Genomic DNA, 18,827 nt, shown 5'->3' with positions numbered 1-18,827 from the left:
ATCCATGGCTACGCACAGTTTTGGACAGCTTGCCCCGGCTGCCCGATCAAACCGTTGCGTGGCCTCCAGATAATTGAGAGAGATCAACATGGGTGAGACTGAGGTAATTAACGCGACTCGTAAATGGGTCGAAGACGTGGTTGTGGGTTACAACCTTTGTCCATTCGCAAAGCGTGAGCTGATCAGGGACCGGGTGCGGTTCGTTGTATCCGACGCTGCCGACGAAGATGCTTTGCTCCAGTCACTGCATTCCGAGCTCCAGCTTCTTGAAAACGAGCCCGAGATTGAAACCACGGTTTTGATCCATCCAGGTGTATTGCAGGACTTCGCCGCCTACAATGAGTTTCTGGATGCGGCCGATGGCTTGCTGGCCTATCTGGATATGGAAGGCGTATATCAGATTGCGAGTTTCCACCCGGATTACCAGTTTGCGGGAACCGAGCCGGACTCGGCAGAGAACTACACCAATCGGTCTCCCTACCCGATGCTTCACCTATTGCGTGAAGCGAGTCTGGAAGCGGCTATTGAAAGCCACCCGGACGTGGACGGAATACCTGGTCGTAACATCGAACTGATGGAGGAGTTGGGCGCCGAGAAAATGAAAGCAGTGCTCTCGAGTTGTCTCAATAGCGCCACGAATACCGGGGAGTAGAACGAAGAGCAGGTGGAGGCCCCTTTCCAAAACTGTGCGCAGCCATGGATGGCGACGCTCAAGCGTCACATGGACGTGCCGAAGGAGCGGGTTTTGGAAAGGGGCCTCCACCTGCGAAAGCACGGAGTAGACGCAAAAAAGTCGACGCCAGATAACCCCCAAGATCATGAGGCAACGAGTGGGACTTCTTTTCGAACAAATCGACAGCCAACCCTCCGAAATCGGCGAGATTACCCTCCGGCGGCGCAAGATCCCGGCCATTGGCGACCGCAATATCTTCGAGGTAAAACTCGGCGAAGAATTCCTGATGTCCAGCATGTTCGTGGATGCCGAGATTGCCCTGTCAGACCTCGGCCTCGACGAAACCGAAGGCGAAAACCTCAGCGTGGTCGTTGGCGGCCTGGGGCTTGGCTACACTGCTGTCGCCGCGCTCAAACACGAGCGGGTGGGGGAGTTGTTGATTGTCGAGTACCTGGAGCCGGTCATCCGCTGGCACAGGCAGGAACTGGTGCCGCTGGGCACGGACATCAACGCCGATCCCCGCAGCCGTTACGTTCACGGTAGCTTCTTTGACCTGGCCATTGCCGAGCCGGACACTGGCGGCTTCGACCCCGGGGCACCGGGCCGGACCTTCGATGCCATCCTGCTGGACATTGATCACTCTCCCCGAGCCCTGCTGCACGATTCCAATGCCAGTTTTTACACCGTGAACAACATCAGCCAGATGGCGCGGCAGTTGAAGCCCCGAGGCATCTTTGCCATGTGGTCCAATGAAGGCGAAGATGAGGAGTTCATGGCGGTGCTTCGTGAGGTGTTCACGGATGTCGCCTGCCATGTTGTAACCTTCTTCAACCCGTTCCAGAACAGGGAATCGTTCAACACCGTGTATGTAGCCCGCAAGCCGGGTTGAATTATCCGGAGTTTTTATGCCTGTGATGCGTCACCGAACCCGCCCCTTCAGCTCCAGCTACCGCCTACCGGCGACTGATGAAGCGCCGGTTCTGCACGAACCGGAGCACGCCGGGAGTCTGCTGGCCGACTTTATTCGCCGGCATCCGAAGCTGCTGATCCTGACCGGAGCGGGCGTGAGCACGGATTCCGGGATCCCCGATTATCGGGATGGCGAGGGTGCCTGGAAGCGCAAGCAGCCGGTCCAGCATCAGGCCTTCATGGACAGCTTTGAAACCCGGCAGCGCTATTGGGGCCGAAGCCTCATCGGCTGGCCGGTGATGCGCAATGCCACGCCGAACCCCTCGCACCATCACATTTCCGATCTGGAGCTGCTTAACCACAGTAACCTGGTAGTCACCCAGAATGTTGACCGGCTGCACCAGAAAGCGGGCACCCGGGCGGTTACCGATCTGCACGGCCGGGCTGACGAAGTGATCTGCATGAGCTGTGGGTATCGGTGTCCCCGGGATGAAGTCCATGACCGATGCGCCCAACTCAACCCCGGGTTTGGTCACTACCGGGCAGACACGGCACCCGACGGCGATGCGGATCTGGAGGTGGATTTCAGCGATTTCCGGCCGGTGGACTGTCCGAAGTGTAACGGGATTCTGAAACCGGATGTGGTGTTCTTCGGAGACTATGTACCGAAGGAACGGGTCCACTCCTCACTGGATGTGCTCAAGGCAAGCGATGCCCTGCTGGTTGTCGGCTCATCGTTGATTGTGTTCTCGGGCTTTCGATTCTGCCGCTACGCCAAGGAATGGGGCAAGCCCATGGCGACTCTCAATCTCGGAAGGACCCGGGCAGAGCAGATGGTGGATCTGAAGCTGAATGCGAGAATCGGAGAGACCCTCCGGGCTTCACTCGACCAGCTCTAAAAAAAAGCCCGCTTGAAGCGGGCTTTTTTGGGGCTGAGTTCAGGCCAGGTTGTAGAGGAACACCGCTGCGACGGCGATGGGTGTGAAATAGCGAATGGTGATGTACCACAGCTTGAACATCGGCTCGGACAGCGACAGCTCTTTCTCGATCGCCTCACGAGACATCACCCAGCCGGCGAACACGGCCACCAGCAGTCCGCCCAGGGGCAGCAGGATGTTGGCGGTGAAGAAGTCCAGCAGGTCGAAGATGGTCTTGCCTTCGAACATCGCGATGCTGCCGAGCGGTGCGAAATCCGACCACAGGTTCAGGGACAGGATCGAGGCAATCCCCAGCGCCCAGCAGACAACGCCGGCACCCAGCGTACTGACAGTACGGTTCATGCCCTTCTGTTCTTCCAGCCACTCCACGATCGGTTCCAGCAGCGAAATACCGGAGGTCCAGGCGGCAAAGATCAGCAGTACGAAGAACAGGGTGCCGAACAGGCTGCCCATGGGCATTTGGCCGAACGCCAGCGGCAGTGTCTGGAAGATCAGGCCGGGGCCGGCGCCAGGCTCAAGGCCGTTGGCAAAGACAATCGGGAAGATGGCCATACCGGCCAGCAGGGCAACACCGGTGTCGATCACCGACACGGCGATGGAGGTCTTGGCAATGGAAATGTTCTTCGGCAGATAAGAACCGTAGGCCATCATTACTGCCATGCCCAGGCTCAGGGTGAAGAAGGCATGGCCGAGTGCGACCAGGATGCCGGAGGTGGTCAACTTGGAGAAGTCCGGCTGGAACAGAAAGGCGGCTGCGCGGCCAAACTCGCCGGTGGTCATGGCGTAGCCGACCACAATCAGAAGCAGGACAAACAGGCCGGGCATCAGGATGCTGACCGCACGCTCAAGCCCCGAACGAACTCCCTTGGCGACCACCACCATGACCAGGGCCATGAATACGGTGTGCCACGTCAGCAGCGTCAGCGGATCGCTCAGCAGGCCCGAGAAAATGGCGCCAATTGCTTCGGCAGACTGGCCGACCAGCTGACCACTGGCCGCGGTGCCAACGTAGGACACGGCCCAGCCGCCAATCACGGAATAGAACGACAGGATCAGGAAACCGGCGAGTATGCCCACGGCACCCACCATGCGCCAGGCTGGCTTCAACCGGTCACGTTGGGCAATCAGTCGGAGGCTGTTGACCGGGCTGCGGCCACCACGGCGACCAATGAGTACTTCGGCCATCATGATCGGCAGGCCAACTGCGGCGATGCAGAGAAGGTAGACCAGGACAAAGGCCCCGCCGCCGTTCTCGCCGGTAATGTAGGGAAATTTCCAGATATTACCGAGACCCACGGCGGAGCCGGTCGCTGCGAGAATAAAGGCGAGGCGCGAGGACCAGAGCCCTCGCTGGGCGTTGGAGCCTTCCAGTGCCTCCGAATAGGTGGCGCTACCTGATTGTGATACAGACATAACTGTCTCCTGCTTGGTACTTGTTGTTGTTTGGGGAAGCAGAGGCCGCGGCGGGCACGGCCTCAAAGACACTGGGCCTGGCGGTTATCCGACCCGGGCCAGAGGTTCGGACACCGGATTCCCCCGGGCCTCGTGTTTGCGGAAACGCTCCTCCGCCAGCTCATTGGCGATGGCGCCGGTCGGACGGCCACTGCGATCAGAGCGGGTGAAGATTTCCGTGAGGGTGTCACCGATGGTGTCCACGTGGGCGCGAACCGTCTCGGGCGATGCCCCGGTGCGCTCGTAAAAGACATCGATGATGCCGCCGGCATTGATGGCAAAGTCCGGCGCATAGAGAATGCCGCGATCCTTCAGAGCCTGGTCGTGCTCCGGGTGTTCGAGCAGGTTGTTGGCCGCACCGGCCACCACGGTGGCCTTCAACTGCGGAATGCTGTCGTCGTTCAGCACCGCTCCCATGGCGCAGGGCGCGACCACGTCGACCGGGAGGAACAGAATGTCCTCGGCGGAGGCGGGCTTGGCGCCCAGTTCGTCTACGGCGCGTTGCATGTTGTCGGCGTAGATGTCGTACACCCAGAGCTCGGCGCCGGCCTCTTTCAGATGCCGGGCCAGTCGGAAACCGACATTGCCGATACCCTGGATGGCGACCTTCAGACCCTTCAGATCATCCCGGCCCAGCTTGTGCCGGACAGCAGCCTTGAGACCGATAAAGGTGCCATAGGCGGTGGCGGGTGACGGGTCGCCATTGCTGGGCTGGCCGTCAAAGCCAATGCGTTCGGCAATGCCGGCGACGTTCTGTGTGTGGCGGCCCATGACCTTGAGGTCCGGGACACTGGTGCCGGAATCCTCTGCGGCAATGTACTGCCCGCCGAGGCCTTCCAGGTGTTTGCCCATGGCTTCAAGCAGGGCTTCGGTCTTCTGTTTGCGAGGGTCGCCAATGATGACGGACTTGCCGCCGCCCAGATCCAGGTTGGCGAGTGCCGATTTGTAGGTCATGCCCTTGGACAGGCGCAGTACATCGCGCAAAGCCTGCTCATCGTTGGCGTAGGGGAACATCCGGCAACCGCCAAGGGCAGGGCCGCGGGAGGTGTTGTGGATCGCTACGATGGCTTTCAGTCCGGTTTCCGGATCGCAGAAAAAGGACAGGTGCTCGTGGTTGTCAAACTCGGGATGGCTGAATACGTTCATGGCGTTTCACCTTTCTTCCTTGGCTATCGCTACCCTTGTGGGGCCTGCATTAGCCGGCGTTTTGTTGTTAGACCGCGGCATTCGCGATTTGTTGGTGTTGCAGGGCGCGCTGCGTTATTCCTGAATGGCTATCGCCGTTTCCAGAAATCAGCAGGAGTCGTCAGCCGCAAAGGGGGCTGGCGTCTGTGTCGGCTGATCGTTGCGTAGGGAAAATCGGGACCGGGCTGGTCTCTGGAAACGGAAGACGTCGGTTGCGGCCGACGGGCGGGATTGCGCGAGACGCAGTCCACCCTGGGGGGAAGCTGTATGTGACATGTTGAAATCCTCTCCACCTGGCCGGATCTCGGCATGAGTGGCTGTCTTGTTGTTGTCGGCCGGCTTGTGGCCGGCTTTTCGATTTCAGGTGTCCGTTTCCCGGAGGAGGAAAAGCCCTTTTGGGGCCGGACGGCAAATAAACTAGTTACTTTTTACGTTAACGTCAATGCGCGAAACATGAACAATCGGGATGAGCGAACTCAAAGTGCTGCAAGGCTCTGGGAACCGGGCAAAATTTTTTTATAGGAAATGGGTCTATGCCGGTTTTCGTTAGTACGAATCGTTTCCAGTCCCTCGCCGGTAGCTACGCCCTGGTGGGTTATACTCGGGGAAAAAGCTGTGGCGGCCCGCTCTGACTGAGCGAAGGAGAACGTTATGAAGCGGCTTTTCTATCTGGTCGATTCCATCGACAGCGTTGAGAGCATTTCCGATGATTTGCACAAGGAAGGCGTCACCAACTGGCGTTTTCACATTGTCAGCAAGGACGAGGCTGGTCTGTACACCCACCGCCTGCACTCCGCCAGTGTTCTCGACAGGACCGATCTGGCTCGGTTTGTGGAGCGGGGACTGATCATTGGCGGGTTGTTTGCCCTGTGTTTCGTGTTGCCCCTGGCACTGTGGGGTGGCCTGGACTGGCCGGCATCCGCGTTTGTGGCCATGGGCGTGTTCATGGTGTTGGCCGGCGGCTGGCTGGGCGGTTTTGGCGGGATTGGCACCGAAAACTATCGTATCCGGCGTTTTCACAAGGATATTGAGGCCGGGAAGTACCTGATTATGGTCGACATGCCCAAGCCGAATGTTGAGCAGATGGAAGCCTTGATGGCAAAGAATCACCCGGAAGCGGTCTTGCAGGGGGAAGGCAGCAGTTTCAACAATCCCTTTGCCGCAGCCGATGGTCGGGTCCATGTCGTCCACTAGCCGCCAAGGCAGTTGCGGATGAGTCCTTGGTTAGGACCTTAGTCTGAGAAAAGCGGCAGACTTCGGTATTCACCTATACGAGATCCGGAGGATCTGGCTTAGCTTCCTCTGATGTCTGTCGCTTCCTATTCTTATCAGATCCAGCCGAGCAAGGTCCGCCAGGAGTTTGCCCGGCTTCTTCCCATCTCCTTGTTTGTGGTGGCGTTCGGCGCTGCCTTCGGCTTGGCGGCTACCCAGAAGGGTCTGCTGCCGCTGGAAGCGTTGCTGATGAGTACCACGGTGTTTGCCGGTGCCTCGCAGTTTGCCGCGACAGATATGTGGGGCAGTGAGGTTTCGGTTCTGCCACTGATTGCCGTGGTGTTTGCCATCAATTCCCGGCATCTTCTGATGGGCGCCTCGTTGTATCCGATGCTCAAAGACGTTGCTCCGGCCAAGCGGTACGGCTTGCTTTTGCTGCTAACTGACGCGAACTGGGCGGTATCCGCCCAGGACTACCAGAACGGCAAGCGAAATCTGGAAGTGATTCTGGGTGGTGGTCTGGTGCTCTGGCTGGCATGGCTTGTGGGCACGTGGCTGGGTGTCTACTTCGGCGGGCTGCTGCAGGATCCCAAGAGTCTTGGCCTGGACATGGTGCTCGGCTGTTTCCTGCTGGCGATGGCTCTGGGCGGCAAAAAATCGCCGCGGGTTCTGGTTGCCTGGGCTGCGGCTGCGCTGGCCTCCCTGGCGGCGTGGAAGTGGCTCCCGCCCAATACCCACGTGGTGGTGGGCGCTCTTGCCGGTGGCGTGATCGGCTACTTCTGGCTGGATAAGAAGCCCGTTGCAGAGACAGCGGAGGGGGACGCCGCGTGACTATCGAAACCACCACGGCGGGCGTGCTCGCCCTGATTGCCATCATGACCGTTGTCACTCTGGTGACCCGATTCGGTGGCGTATTCATCATGTCGTTCGTGCGCATTAGCCCCCGAATCGAGAGTTTCATCAATACCATGGCCAGCTCTGTGCTGATCGCCATCGTGGTGCCTATGGCGTTTGCCGGGGACCTGGGGGCAATCGCGGCGCTGTCGGTCACCACCGTGACCATGCTGGCGCTTAGGAAGCCCTTGCCAGCCATTGGCGCCGGCATCGCCGCCGCCGGCATTGTACGCTACCTGGTCTGACTCACCGCTCGGGATCAGGCGCCTGCATAGGATTGGGATTGCGCAGCGCCAGCTCGCCGATGCCCGGCAGTTTGATGCCCAGAGCCATGGGGTTAAACCCCAGGGACAGGCCAAGGATGTTTAGCTCGAGACCTTCCCGGACACCGGCGAGTAGCCCGAAATAACCACCAAGGGAAAACTGGTAGCCGGTGCCACCCGGCACCTCGGCAACCACGCTGTCACCCAGGTAGTCCTTGCCGATGGCGTTGCTGGGAAGAGCAACATCAAGGCCGGGCACTTCCCGAATCACCCAGGCGATGAAGGTGTTGCTGTTCGGGCCGGGCCAGGCCTTGTACTCGGTCGGGTAGGGGTAGCTCTCCACCGCCTCGTAAACTGCCGGGATCAGCGACTCGGCGCTGGCGCCACGGATATCCGCATAGAGTTCGGGCCGGGCGCCGTACCAGTGACGATCCGGTTCGCCGGGGTGGGAGTTCACCACGTAATGGCGCCAGCCAGTGACTTCGTGAACCCGGTATTCGTCCGCCCCCTTTTCCTTGGTGGCGATCCAGGTATGGACTGCAAAATATCCTCGCCAACTCCAGGCCCGGGCACCGTAGACTTGGACAATGGCATCGTCATATTGCCCCGGCCGGGGGGCGATTCCCGCACTTTCCCGGGTGGCCGTCTGCCAGTTTTCAGCCCCCTGAAGGCTGCCGCTGGTGGCCAGCAATACCGGGCCTGCCAGCAGCAGAAACAGACCACCCACTAACCAGGTGGTGTATTTCAGGAGTCGTTTCATAGCGGGGTTCCGTGTTCGTTGGATGACTTAAGTCTAGTCGGTACGACCCGCCATTGTCGCCGGATCGATTGAGTGCGCCGCGCGTTTGCCGGTGTTCCGCTTGTCTTCTAGGCTCAAGGTAACAGTCATCGAAGAGTAAGGAGTGGCGTTATGTCCGATCATCACGTGTACAAGAAAGTGGAAATAGTCGGTTCGTCGCGCAAGAGCATCGAAAACGCCATTGAGAATGCCCTTGAAGAATGTGGCAAGAGCATCCGCAACATGGAGTGGTTTGAGGTTGTCGAGACCCGGGGCCACATCGTTGATGGCAAGGTCGGGCACTATCAGGTCGTGATGAAGGTGGGCTTCCGCATCAAGGATAGCTGACGTTGATAACCCGGCTCCGTATGGCGCCTGCCAGACGGTTCATCAGGTCCCGGGCCTCACCGTCGTAGAGGGCATGAGACTTGTCCCGTAACACCCGTCGCTCGTGATCCGAGGCGGAGCCGGAGACCTCCTTGGTCATGTCCAGATGCTGGCAGGCCGCGAGGTGCGCTTTGATTTCAGTGTCGATCAGCCGGGTGACCAGTTCGTCCACCGATTCGCTGCAGAATGGCCGGTACCGATTCAGCAGGTTACGGGCTTCCAACGCCGCATTTCGAGCTTCCAGACGAAGCTCGCCCGCCGATTCGCCATTTTCGACCGCCCGAAGAAACATGCCCAGCCGATCATGAAGATGCCAGAGCTGGGGCCAGATCTGGTCGTAGGCGTCCTTCTCGGCCTTGTATCTGGCCGCGCCGGCCTCGGAACCGGAAAAGGAGGAGTTGCCCTGCTCCGGTCCGTTGAACTGGCCGACACGAAGGTCATCCACCTCCCGACCAAGGGCTCCAGTTCGCTGGCGAAGTGTTTCTACCTCGTGACTGGCGGTCCGTTTGGCGCTTGCTGCCACCCAGAGGGCGGCGAGACCGACCAGCAAGGCACAGGCGGCGATCAATATCGGTAAATGGGGGCCGTCGAGAACGCTCAGAAGTGGGTCCGTTTCCATGGGGTTGAATCCCTTTGCAAAAAAATTGCGTTGGACTTTCAGTATAGAAGCTAATCCCCGTTCCGCTGCCGAAACGGTAGCAGTGTCAGGGCCTCCTCGTAATACCCGGCCACATGTTCGGCCTCATCCTCGGTGAACGCTGCGATCGCCTCGCGGAACCCCGGGTGTTGGATGCCGTGCCACGAATGGGTGATGACTGGTTCAAACCCGCGTACCAGCTTGTGCTCACCCTGTGCGCCGGCGTCAAAGTGCGCCAGGCCGAGCTCGATGGCCATTTCGATGCCCTGGTAATAGCAGGTTTCGAAGTGCAGGTGGTTGTATTCGTCGAGGCAGCCCCAGTAGCGTCCATACAACGTATCGGCACCACGCAAAAACAGCGCGCCGGCGATCATCTCCCCCTCCCGGACTGCCATCACGAGGTACAGGTGCTCGGGCAGGCTCTCCCGCACCCGTTCAAAGAACTGCCGGTTCAGGTAGGGGCGCTGGCCGCGCTTGAGGTATGTGGCTTGGTAAAACACATAGAACGCAGAGAGGACGTGGTCGGGAATCTCCCGCCCGTGAAACCGTCGAAAGGTGATGTCCTGTTCAGCCACCTGACGGCGTTCCTTGCGGATGGATTTACGTTTGCGGGAGGTCAGTTGCGCGAGGAAGTCGTCGAAACAACGGTAGTCCCGATTGTGCCAGTGGAACTGGCAACCGATCCGATGCAGATCATCTTCTTGCTCAAGCAGCGCCCGGTCTGCGGCATCGGGGAACAGAAGGTGCCAGGAGTGGGCGCCCAGCTGTGATATGAGCCTGTCCAATAGCTCCGGGAGCTCGCCGGAGCCGACGTGTTGCCGGAGCCCCGGGTCCATCAGCAGCCGGGGGCCCTGAGAGGGAGTGAACGGAATGGCGATCAGAAGTTTTGGGTAGTAATCCAGGCCATGGCGCTGATAGGCGTCTGCCCAGGCCCAGTCGAACACGTACTCACCCATGGAGTGGGACTTGAGGTAGGCGGGCGCGACGCCGGCGAGCTTGCCAGCGACCCGGAACACCAGGTGGCTGGGCTGCCATCCGGTTTCCGCACAGGTGCAGCCGGAGTGCTCCAGCGCCTGAAAAAACTCATAGCGCAGAAACGGGTTGTCCCTGCCGGCCAATTGTTCCCAGTCCGCAGAGGCAATGTCCTCAATGGACTGGCAGGTTTCGACCGTCAGGGACGCGTTAAGGGAGAGGTGTCCGGATTCGGGCATGGCTTGGGAGACTCCTGGGGGTTATCCCGATACCATACGCCAGAACCCGGTATCTGATCACTGTTCTACGGTTGCGCAACGCTCCTGAAGCCTTTCTTGCCATTTAGCCCGGCGTTGCTCGTGTTTCTCGCGCTTTTCCTGTTTGATTTGTTCCCAGGTTTTGAGCTGCTCTTCGGTCAGTTCCAGTCGTTCGGCCACCTCCGCCCAGCGTGCCTCCATCTTGGCCTGACGCTCGTCATGGTTGAAGTGCCCCTTGCCTTTACGAAGGTTTTCGCACATTTCTTCCAGGTTGTGTTTGCCGTGGTGACCGCCACGCTTGTCGTCGCCATGGTGGTCAGCAAGGGCGAAGGGGCTTGCGGCGAGCAGGGCAGACGTCAGAATGCCGGCGGTGATAATGGCGTGTTTGCGTTTGTTCATGACAATTCCTCAGGTTGAACGCCGCACCTGCGGCAATGGATGGGATTCGCCGCTATGGTAGCGCTGAAGGTTGTCAGCGGGTGTCAGCTCCGTGTAAAGGTTCTGCAAAGGAAAATTCACCGAATCAGCGGCTTGGAGCATGCGTGTTAGACTTCAGACAGTGCTTACGGAGGCAGACGATGCAAAACCGGGTGTTGCTGGTAGAAGACGATGATGAACTGCGGGAGTTGCTGGCCCGCTACCTGGCCAATCAGGGATTTACCGTCCGCGAGGCGGCCAATGGCCAGGACGGATTGACCCTGGCCCTCGGCCAGGATTGTGACATTGTGGTGCTGGACATCATGCTGCCGGACATCAACGGCCTGGAGGTGTTGCGGGAGCTGCGTGCAGCTACCCACCTGCCGGTCGTGCTACTGACCGCCCGCGGCGATGAGACCGACCGGATTGTCGGCTTTGAAGTGGGGGCCGACGACTACATTCCCAAACCCTGTAACCCGAGAGAGCTGGTGGCCCGCCTTCAGGCACTATTGCGCCGCATAGCCTGGGATCAGAAGACCGAGGTGAACGCCGCCCGGGTCTATGGCGATTTGCGGGTTGAACCGGGGCACCGGCGCATTCTCCAGCAAGGCGTCGCCCTTGATCTCACCGCCACCGAATATGAGGTGTTGCAGGTTCTGCTGGCCCACTCCGGCAGCGTCGTGCGCAAAACCGACTTGATGCAATGGGCGCTTGGGCGTCGGCTAGAAGCCTATGACCGTACCCTGGACATGCACATCAGCAACCTGCGCCGCAAACTGGGCAATGAAGATCCACCGCGCATTGAAACCGTTCGTGGACTGGGCTACAGCTATCGGGTGCCTGTGTGACCCGGCGCCTGATGTTTCCCCTGTTCTGGCGGATTTTCCTGTCGATCTGGCTGGCCATGGCGGTCACCGTGTTGGTCAGTAGCCTGGCCACGCGAACGCTGCTGGATCGCGAGCGGCAGGCCATTGAGCGTCAGGTTGGCCTGAAGGATCTGGGTCTGGAGGCCATCACGATTCGTGAAACCGAGGGCCGTGGTGACGCATGGCGTTTTCTTCGCGATCAGGGACGACGATTGGAGTTGCGCCTGATTCTGATTGAGCGGGACGACGACGAGCGTTTGCCATCGCCTATTCGCGAGCGTATGAAATCTGGCTGGTACCCCCAGAAACCTGCGGTTATCGATGTGGCCGAGGGCTACCAACTGGTGGCCTGGCCCCGGGTGAATGGAGAGGGCTGGCTCGACCCGAAGTTCTTCCGGTTTATTGAGATGGGCCTGGCCTTCGTACTGATCACGCTCGCGTGCTGGTGGATTGCCCGTTTCGTTTCACGGCCTTTGAAACACATGGAGAGCACAGCCCAGAGGATCGCCGGTGGTAATACGGATCTGCGGGTGGGCGACGACATAGCCCGCCGACGGGATGAAGTCGGCCAGCTTGCCACCGCCTTCAACGCCATGACCGAACGCCTGTGCAGTCTGCTCGAGCGCCAGAAACACCTGCTGCGGGATATTTCCCATGATCTGAGGACGCCGCTCACCCGTCAGCGTATTGCGATTGAACTGGCCAGCGACGGCGGGGCCGACGAGCAGTTGATCGCCAGCATCCTGCGCCAGAATGAGCGGCTGGAGGCCATGACCTCGCAGATCCTGACGCTGTACCGGGTCGCCGAACAGGGTGGTGATATTGAGCGTGAACCGGTCAAGCCGGTCAAACTGATCAATCAGGTCTTGCGGGATGCTGCGGACTACGCTGATCATCAGGGCGTGGAATGCACTCTTTTGGCTACGGATCAGACCGCCGGGGTGTCGGTGTTGGGCGATGCTGGCCTTCTGCAGCGGGCCTTTGACAACATCCTGCAGAACGCGCTGGATCACACGCCACCGGGGAAACGGGTGCAGGTGAGGTCGTCGGTGGCGGATGCTCAGGTGACGGTTGATATCGAGGACGAAGGCTCGGGCGTGTCGGCCGAGTTATTGCCGCACCTGTTCGAGCCGTTCTTTCGGGCCGACAAGTCACGCGGCGGCAAGGGCTGGGGATTGGGGCTCGCCATTGCGCGGGATATCGTAGCCGCCCACGATGGCGAAATCAGCGCAGCGGCGGGCAAGTCTGGTGGCTTACGGGTGACGGTGCGGTTGCCGGTGTTTACCGCCGCCTGATGGCGGCCGCTCCTGCGATTCGTCCTCATCCACCGGTTTGAGCTCGGCGGCGCCGGAGAAATCGACGCCCTCCTGCAGTTCGTCTTCCTCGAAGCGAATCCCGCAGGCGGCCTTTCGGAGTTTTGCAGGCTTCGCCGTGCCCGGACTGATGTGATTGTTTTCAGTTGACATAAGGTTCACCGACTCATGACCAGAGATTACCCCGTTCCGGCAGGATACCTTGAGCGCGAGACGGAAGTGAAGAAAAGCCGGTTCATTGCCCGCGTCGCGCCGGTCTGTTCGAGGGATGAGGTCAAGGTCTGGCTGGAACAGGCCCACCGTGACCACCCCGACGCCCGGCACATATGCTGGGCGTACCAGATTGGCCGCCCCGGCTCTGCCGCCGAGGCGGCGATGAACGATGACGGCGAACCCTCCGGCACGGCCGGTAAACCCATCCTCAACGTGATCCAGCACAAGGACATGGGGGATGTTCTGGTTATGGTGGTTCGCTATTTTGGCGGTATCAAGCTGGGTGCAGGTGGTCTCGTACGCGCCTACGCCGGCGCTGCCGAGAGCGTGCTTTCTGCTGTTGAACGAGTGGTTCAGCAGCCAATGATCCCGGCGGATGTAGTGATGGGTTTTGCCGATGAACAGCCCGTTCGGCACTGGTGCGAGGTTCATGGTGCAGTTCTGGAATCGGTGGAGTATGGCACCCGGGTCACGGCCAGGGTGGCGTTGCCCGAACCCCTGGCAGAAGAGTTTGCCGCGTTCTGTGAGGCCCAGAAACTGGATTACGATCTCGACAGATAAAGAACCCGCAGGGCATCGTGGTCCGTGTCCTGTGCGTATACTGAAGCTACGAAACCTCCAATAAAGGAGAACTGCACTATGCGTTTTCTGATGATTTCGGCATTGGTACTGACCTTGGCCGGGTGTTCCGGCAATGTGATTACGGACTACAACTCCTCGGTTGTATTCGGCAATTACGCCACCTGGGCGTTCGCCCAGGATGCCGGCAGTGGTTCCTTCATGTCACTGGATGGCAGCCGGGTCCAGAATGCGGTCGAGCGGGAGCTGAAGCGCAAAGCCATGCGACAGGTCACGGCCGACGAAGCGGACCTGCTTGCCAACTGGCAGATTGTCGAGGAGGATCGGCTGGAGCAGACCGGTGTGGGGGTAGGATTCGGCTATGGCTGGAGCAACTTTGGCTGGGGCCTTGCCGCTCCGCCGCCAGTACGGGAGGTCACAGAAGGCAAGTTGGTGGTTGAACTCGTGGACACTGACATCAATGAGGTGGTCTGGCGCGCTGTAAGTCGCCGCTACCTGACCGAGCACCAGTCACCAGAGACCCGCCACGAACTGATTGATGAGGTAGTGGCCGAGATGTTTTCCAAGTACCCTCCCGGCCTTGAATAGTCGAGTAGGACAGAGCAAGGGGAGTAGAGCACAGGTATGAAGAAGCGATCTGAAGGCGGATTGGTCTTTTCCACGGAGCAGGGCCGGATGTGCCCTGACTGCCGGAATCCGGTGTCGGAGTGCTCCTGCGGAACACCATCCCGGCCGGAAGGCGACGGTATTGTCCGGGTCAGCCGCGAAACCAAGGGCCGCAAGGGCAAGGGCGTCACCCTGGTTACCGGCATCCCGCTGGATGAAAAGGAACTCAAAGCCCTCGCCAAGGTACTGAAGGCCAAGTGCGGTACCGGGGGTACCGTCAAGGACGGAACGGTTGAGATTCAGGGCGATCAGCGGGATATCCTTGTCCCGCTTTTGCAGGCAAAAGGCTGGACCGTAAAACGGTCTGGTGGCTAATGACGGGAGGCATGCATGCACATACTGGTTTTGGGCGCGGGTGTCGTGGGCACGACCACCGCCTGGTTTCTGCAGAAGCAGGGCCACCAGGTAACGGTGGTCGACCGACAGAATCAGGCCGGAGTTGAAACCAGTTACGCCAACGGAGGGCAGATTTCAGTTTCCCATGCCGAGCCCTGGGCCAACCCCTCAGCCCCACTCAAGGTTCTCAAGTGGCTGTTCAAGCCGGACGCACCGCTGCTGTTCCGGCCGCGTATGGATCCCGACCAGTGGCGCTGGGCACTCTCATTCCTGTGCGAATGCACCTCCGCGCGCGCTGCCCACAACATCCGACAGATTGTGAACCTTGGCACCTACAGCCGGACTCTGCTGCAGGCTCTGCGGAAAGAGGCGGGCATCGAATACGATGCTCTGGAGAGGGGCATCCTGCACTTCTACACCAACCCGAGAGAGTTTGAGGGTGCTATCGAACCGACCCGGATCATGCAGGATCAGGGGTGTGATCGTCAGATCATCGATGCGAACAAGGCTGTTGAGCTGGAGCCTGCCCTGAATCCGATTCAGGACCGGATTGCGGGCGCAACTTATACGCCGGAAGATGAGTCGGGTGATGCTCGCAAGTTTACCCAGAATCTGGCCCAGAAGTGTGTCGAGGCGGGGGTTGAGTTCCGTTACGGTACCGAGGTGCTCGGTTTCGAGCATGCCGGAGAGCGAGTCCTGGGGGTAGAGACTATCAGGGATGGCTGCCACGAGACGCTGCGGGGCGATGCCTACGTTCTCAGTCTCGGAAGCTTCAGCGGGCCCCTCGCGAAACAGCTTGGTCTGACCCTCAATATCTATCCGGCCAAGGGCTATTCCATCACGGTGCCAGTGAAGAACGAGGAGGCGGCGTTCAGCGTCAGCCTGACCGATGACGAATACAAACTGGTGTACTCTCGGCTCGGGGACCGTCTGCGGGTGGCCGGCACGGCCGAGCTCAGCGGCTATTCCCGGGAACTGAACCACACGCGCTGCCGCGCCATCGTCCGGCGTACGGCCGAAGTCATGCCCGAGGCAGGCTACTGGGATCAGGCCGAGTTCTGGGCCGGTCTGCGCCCGGCAACGCCGTCCAACGTGCCCTACATTGGCAAGAGTCACTTCCCCAATCTGTATCTGAATACTGGCCACGGCACCCTGGGCTGGACCCACGCCTGTGGCTCAGCCGCCGCCCTGGCCGACATCATCGGCGGGCGCCGGCCGGAGGTGGAATTCGCCTTCACCGGGGTCTGAAGCACCGGTTAAGACAAAAAAGCCAGCTCATGCGAGCTGGCTTTTTCAGTGCTGGGTGACTCAGGCCAGAGCTTACTGCAGCTGGTCCCGAATCAGTTTCTTGTTGATCTTGCCGACACTGGTTTTCGGAATGTCCTCGACAAAATCAATCTGGCTGGGTATCGCCCACTTGTTGATCTCGCCGGCATCGACAAACTGCTTCAGGTGGTTCTGGATATCCTCCAGGGAAACTTCTTCGCCCGGCTTGAGCGTGACCAGCGCATGGGGGCGTTCTCCCCACTTTTCGTCGGGCACCCCGACGACGGCTGCACCGGCCACGGACGGGTGCTGGCTGATCAGGTTCTCAAGGTCAAGCGATGACAGCCATTCACCGCCAGTCTTGATGACGTCCTTGATGCGGTCCTTGATCACCAGCGTGTTGTCCGGATCCATCGAGGCAACGTCGCCGGTGTGGAGCCAGCCACCTTCCCAGAGCTCTTCGCCTTTCTGCTTTTCCTTGAAGTAGCTCTGGGTCAGCCAGGGGGCACGTGCGACCACTTCGCCCTTGGCGTCACCGTCATGGGGAACCGGCTTGCCATCGGGATCGACAATTTCAAGTTCCACCATGGGCACTGCGATGCCAGTCTTGACCCGTTTGGCGGTCTGCTGTTCCAGCGGCAAATCCAGATCTTCAGGGTCCAGGTGGGTGGCGCTCAGCAGCGGACAGGTCTCGGACATGCCATAACCGGTGTACATGCGGATGCCGAGCTTGGCGCCGGCGTCACACAGGCCCTTGGTCAGGGCGCTACCGCCGATCAGCACGTGCCAGTTACTCAGATCGGCGGTCTTGATGGACTCGGTGCCCATCATCATCTGCATGATCGTTGGCACACAGTGGGAGAAGGAAACCTTGTGCTCCTTGAGCAGGTCGACCAGAAGCTCCGGTTCGTAGCGACCGGGGTAGACCTGCTTGATGCCCATCAGCGTGGCGGCGTAGGGAACGCCCCAGGCATGCACGTGGAACATGGGGGTGACCGGCATGTACACCGAGGATGAGCGGAGCAATGGCATCTCGTCGTAGGCGGAGAGAGAACCGGTCATGGACAGTGTGTGCAGCACCAGCTGCCGATGGCTGAAGAAAACGCCTTTCGGGTTGCCGGTGGTACCGGTGGTGTAGAAGGTGGTTGCGACGCTGTTTTCGTCGAAATCCGGGAAATCGAACTCGGTGGCGGCTTTGGCCAGCAGGGCTTCGTATTCCCCCGCGGTATCCAGCTGCGTGGACTGGGCAGAGGCCTCGTCAGTCAGCTGGATGTAAGTCTTGACGGTCTTGATCTCGTCTTTGACCGATTCCAGGATCGGCAGGAAGTCGTCGTGCACGAGAACCACGTCGTCCTCGGCATGGTTCATGGTGTAGACAATCTGCTCAGGCGACAGGCGCACGTTCACGGTATGCAACACCGCGCCGATCATCGGGATGGCGAAGAAACACTCCAGGTAGCGAGGGGTATCCCAGTCCATTACCGCGACTGTATCGCCGGCCTTCACACCCGCATCAGTCAAGGCGTTGGCGAGGCGATGGATGCGCTCTACCAGGTCGGTGTAGGTGTACTTGCTGCGATTGGCGTACACGATCTCCTGCTCCGGGTTATAACGAGGGCCGGAGAGCAGAAGCTGCTTGATCAGTAACGGATACTGATAGGCGTTGTCCGCAGGGGGGAGAATCCGGGTTTGTGCCATCACGAGTTTCCTCTTTCTCAGTTGTTGGTTTTGTCACGAGAAACAGGAGTAAATCTGACACAGATTGAGTAAAACGGAAACCTTGAAGAAAGAAAAAAACGCAGAACATACCGGCGCTTAAATGAAACGACGGTTACGCTCTGCGGTTCCAGAGATTATTCGTAGGTGCAGAGGTAAGCGGTATCGATATCGGTTTTTGCCTTGAAACTGGCCTGGCCTGCAATATCGAAACTTTCGCCGGCACCGTAGGTCATCCACTCCTCCACACCGGGTAGCAGTACGGTGAGGGCACCACTGATCACCGTCATGGTTTCTTTCTTGCTCGTTCCAAACTCGTATTCACCCGGGCTGATGACGCCTACAGTCGCCGGCAGTGTTGAGGTCTGGAAGGCGATGGACTTGGCTTTGCCATCGAAGTATTCGTTAACTTTCAGCATACGCTGGTTCCTCAAAAATGGGTGGGGCGCCTACTATACGGAAAAATTCTTCAGGACCAATGACTATTTTGGCGATGAGCTCCAACGGATCAGTCGGGTTCAGCCAGTCACTGTTCCCAGGGCTTGCCCCGGGTGTTTTCCGCCGTCGGCACGCCGATGTGCATGGCCGCCTTGCCCAGGATGTTGGCGCTTACCGGAGCGGTCATGAAAAGGAAGACCGTGATCAGGATCTCCGCGGTGCCAATGCCCCCTCCCTGACTGCTGAAATAGATCACGGAGCTGATGACTATGGCGCCGACGCCCACGGTGGTCGCCTTGGTGGGGCCGTGGAGTCGGGTAAAGAAGTCGGGCAGTCGGGCGAGGCCGATAGCACCTATCAGGGTAAACGCGCCACCGGTCAGCAATAGCAGGCAGATGGCGTACTCAGCAAACTGGCTCATCGCAAAAGTTCTCCAAAGGCGGTTGGGCGAGGTAGTGGC

23 protein-coding genes are annotated in these 18,827 nt (G+C 59.6%); 13 read left to right on the top strand and 10 right to left on the bottom strand.

All coding sequences use genetic code 11. From position 1 onward, the window contains the following. Positions 1-88 precede the first annotated feature (88 nt). The 3 genes from KZO34_RS05015 (at position 89) to KZO34_RS05005 (ending at position 2,481) form a co-directional block, all read left to right on the top strand. On the top strand, positions 89-652 hold the full coding sequence (locus KZO34_RS05015) for a DUF1415 domain-containing protein (RefSeq protein ID WP_219473984.1): 564 nt from the start codon (positions 89-91) through the stop codon (positions 650-652). Positions 653-830: 178 nt separating this feature from the next. After that, on the top strand, positions 831-1,562 hold the full coding sequence (locus tag KZO34_RS05010) for a polyamine aminopropyltransferase (protein WP_219473982.1): 732 nt from the start codon (positions 831-833) through the stop codon (positions 1,560-1,562). A 16-nt stretch (positions 1,563-1,578) separates the two neighbouring features. Next, the gene (locus KZO34_RS05005) at positions 1,579-2,481 is read left to right on the top strand and encodes an NAD-dependent protein deacetylase (protein WP_219473980.1); all 903 of its coding nucleotides are present in this window, start codon (positions 1,579-1,581) and stop codon (positions 2,479-2,481) included. A gap of 39 nt (positions 2,482-2,520) precedes the next feature. On the opposite strand, the gene KZO34_RS05000 is transcribed toward KZO34_RS05005, so the two are convergent. Continuing rightward, complete coding sequence (locus tag KZO34_RS05000) at positions 2,521-3,933, bottom strand: sodium-dependent transporter (protein WP_219473978.1); 1,413 nt, start codon at positions 3,931-3,933, stop codon at positions 2,521-2,523. Positions 3,934-4,017: 84 nt separating this feature from the next. Further along, positions 4,018-5,118, bottom strand: a complete 1,101-nt coding sequence (locus KZO34_RS04995; RefSeq protein WP_219473977.1) for a Leu/Phe/Val dehydrogenase — start codon at positions 5,116-5,118, stop codon at positions 4,018-4,020. Between the two features lie 690 nt (positions 5,119-5,808). On the opposite strand from KZO34_RS04995, the gene KZO34_RS04990 reads away from it, so the two are divergent. From KZO34_RS04990 to KZO34_RS04980, 3 genes are all read left to right on the top strand, one after another. Beyond that, the gene (locus KZO34_RS04990) at positions 5,809-6,351 is read left to right on the top strand and encodes a hypothetical protein (protein WP_219473975.1); all 543 of its coding nucleotides are present in this window, start codon (positions 5,809-5,811) and stop codon (positions 6,349-6,351) included. 111 nt (positions 6,352-6,462) lie between these two features. Beyond that, complete coding sequence (locus KZO34_RS04985) at positions 6,463-7,200, top strand: AzlC family ABC transporter permease (protein WP_219473974.1); 738 nt, start codon at positions 6,463-6,465, stop codon at positions 7,198-7,200. After that, the gene (locus KZO34_RS04980) at positions 7,197-7,508 is read left to right on the top strand and encodes an AzlD family protein (RefSeq protein WP_219473973.1); all 312 of its coding nucleotides are present in this window, start codon (positions 7,197-7,199) and stop codon (positions 7,506-7,508) included. The genes KZO34_RS04985 and KZO34_RS04980 overlap by 4 nt, the downstream gene beginning before the upstream one ends. Before the next feature lies 1 nt (position 7,509). Here the strand turns inward: KZO34_RS04980 and KZO34_RS04975 are convergent, their stop codons facing one another. Next, entirely contained in the window at positions 7,510-8,286 is a 777-nt protein-coding gene (locus KZO34_RS04975; RefSeq protein WP_219473970.1) for a DUF3750 domain-containing protein, read from the bottom strand. Positions 8,287-8,436: 150 nt separating this feature from the next. On the opposite strand from KZO34_RS04975, the gene KZO34_RS04970 reads away from it, so the two are divergent. After that, a complete protein-coding gene (locus KZO34_RS04970) occupies positions 8,437-8,652 on the top strand; it encodes a dodecin (RefSeq protein ID WP_219473968.1) in 216 nt (71 codons plus the stop codon). Here the strand turns inward: KZO34_RS04970 and KZO34_RS04965 are convergent. From KZO34_RS04965 to KZO34_RS04955, 3 genes are read right to left on the bottom strand one after another with little or no spacing between them, the layout of a single operon-like run. Continuing rightward, the gene (locus tag KZO34_RS04965) at positions 8,639-9,310 is read right to left on the bottom strand and encodes a hypothetical protein (protein ID WP_219473966.1); all 672 of its coding nucleotides are present in this window, start codon (positions 9,308-9,310) and stop codon (positions 8,639-8,641) included. The genes KZO34_RS04970 and KZO34_RS04965 overlap by 14 nt on opposite strands. Positions 9,311-9,360: 50 nt before the next feature. Next, positions 9,361-10,539, bottom strand: a complete 1,179-nt coding sequence (locus KZO34_RS04960; RefSeq protein ID WP_219473964.1) for a GNAT family N-acetyltransferase — start codon at positions 10,537-10,539, stop codon at positions 9,361-9,363. Positions 10,540-10,596: 57 nt separating this feature from the next. Continuing rightward, a complete protein-coding gene (locus KZO34_RS04955; protein ID WP_219473962.1) occupies positions 10,597-10,956 on the bottom strand; it encodes a hypothetical protein in 360 nt (119 codons plus the stop codon). Positions 10,957-11,135: 179 nt separating this feature from the next. Between KZO34_RS04955 and KZO34_RS04950 the strand changes: the two genes are divergently transcribed. Together KZO34_RS04950 and KZO34_RS04945 are read left to right on the top strand one after the other, a co-directional pair. After that, entirely contained in the window at positions 11,136-11,822 is a 687-nt protein-coding gene (locus tag KZO34_RS04950; protein ID WP_219473960.1) for a response regulator transcription factor, read from the top strand. Next, the gene (locus tag KZO34_RS04945) at positions 11,819-13,135 is read left to right on the top strand and encodes a sensor histidine kinase (RefSeq protein ID WP_219473958.1); all 1,317 of its coding nucleotides are present in this window, start codon (positions 11,819-11,821) and stop codon (positions 13,133-13,135) included. Before KZO34_RS04950 ends, KZO34_RS04945 begins: the two co-directional genes overlap by 4 nt. Here the strand turns inward: KZO34_RS04945 and KZO34_RS04940 are convergent. Beyond that, complete coding sequence (locus tag KZO34_RS04940) at positions 13,094-13,306, bottom strand: hypothetical protein (RefSeq protein ID WP_219473957.1); 213 nt, start codon at positions 13,304-13,306, stop codon at positions 13,094-13,096. The two genes, KZO34_RS04945 and KZO34_RS04940, sit on opposite strands and share 42 nt — an antisense overlap. Positions 13,307-13,321: 15 nt before the next feature. Here KZO34_RS04940 and KZO34_RS04935 point away from each other — a divergent pair, with 15 nt between their 5' ends. The 4 genes from KZO34_RS04935 to KZO34_RS04920 all read left to right on the top strand — a co-directional run bounded on the left by KZO34_RS04935 (position 13,322) and on the right by KZO34_RS04920 (position 16,195). Continuing rightward, the gene (locus KZO34_RS04935; protein WP_219473955.1) at positions 13,322-13,927 is read left to right on the top strand and encodes an IMPACT family protein; all 606 of its coding nucleotides are present in this window, start codon (positions 13,322-13,324) and stop codon (positions 13,925-13,927) included. Between the two features lie 78 nt (positions 13,928-14,005). Next, the gene (locus tag KZO34_RS04930) at positions 14,006-14,533 is read left to right on the top strand and encodes a DUF4136 domain-containing protein (protein ID WP_219473954.1); all 528 of its coding nucleotides are present in this window, start codon (positions 14,006-14,008) and stop codon (positions 14,531-14,533) included. Positions 14,534-14,569: 36 nt separating this feature from the next. Then, positions 14,570-14,926 carry a translation initiation factor Sui1 gene (locus tag KZO34_RS04925; RefSeq protein ID WP_219473952.1) on the top strand — a complete coding sequence of 119 codons (357 nt, stop codon included), beginning with the start codon at positions 14,570-14,572 and terminating at the stop codon, positions 14,924-14,926. 15 nt (positions 14,927-14,941) lie between these two features. Then, positions 14,942-16,195, top strand: coding sequence for a D-amino acid dehydrogenase (locus KZO34_RS04920; protein WP_219473950.1), 1,254 nt, complete (start codon positions 14,942-14,944; stop codon positions 16,193-16,195). Positions 16,196-16,267: 72 nt separating this feature from the next. Here the strand turns inward: KZO34_RS04920 and KZO34_RS04915 are convergent, their stop codons facing one another. From KZO34_RS04915 to KZO34_RS04905, 3 genes are all read right to left on the bottom strand, one after another. Further along, the gene (locus KZO34_RS04915; RefSeq protein ID WP_219477175.1) at positions 16,268-17,911 is read right to left on the bottom strand and encodes a fatty acid--CoA ligase; all 1,644 of its coding nucleotides are present in this window, start codon (positions 17,909-17,911) and stop codon (positions 16,268-16,270) included. A gap of 155 nt (positions 17,912-18,066) precedes the next feature. Next, a complete protein-coding gene (gene ppnP, locus KZO34_RS04910) occupies positions 18,067-18,348 on the bottom strand; it encodes a pyrimidine/purine nucleoside phosphorylase (RefSeq protein WP_219473949.1) in 282 nt (93 codons plus the stop codon). A gap of 107 nt (positions 18,349-18,455) precedes the next feature. Beyond that, entirely contained in the window at positions 18,456-18,788 is a 333-nt protein-coding gene (locus tag KZO34_RS04905; RefSeq protein WP_219473948.1) for a Na+/H+ antiporter subunit G, read from the bottom strand. Positions 18,789-18,827: the final 39 nt, after the last annotated feature.

The sequence above is a fragment of the Marinobacter sp. F4206 genome, from assembly GCF_019392195.1.
Classification (GTDB): domain Bacteria; phylum Pseudomonadota; class Gammaproteobacteria; order Pseudomonadales; family Oleiphilaceae; genus Marinobacter.
Note: the sequence above shows the minus strand (reverse complement) of the source record. Positions and strands in the feature narration are given on the sequence as shown.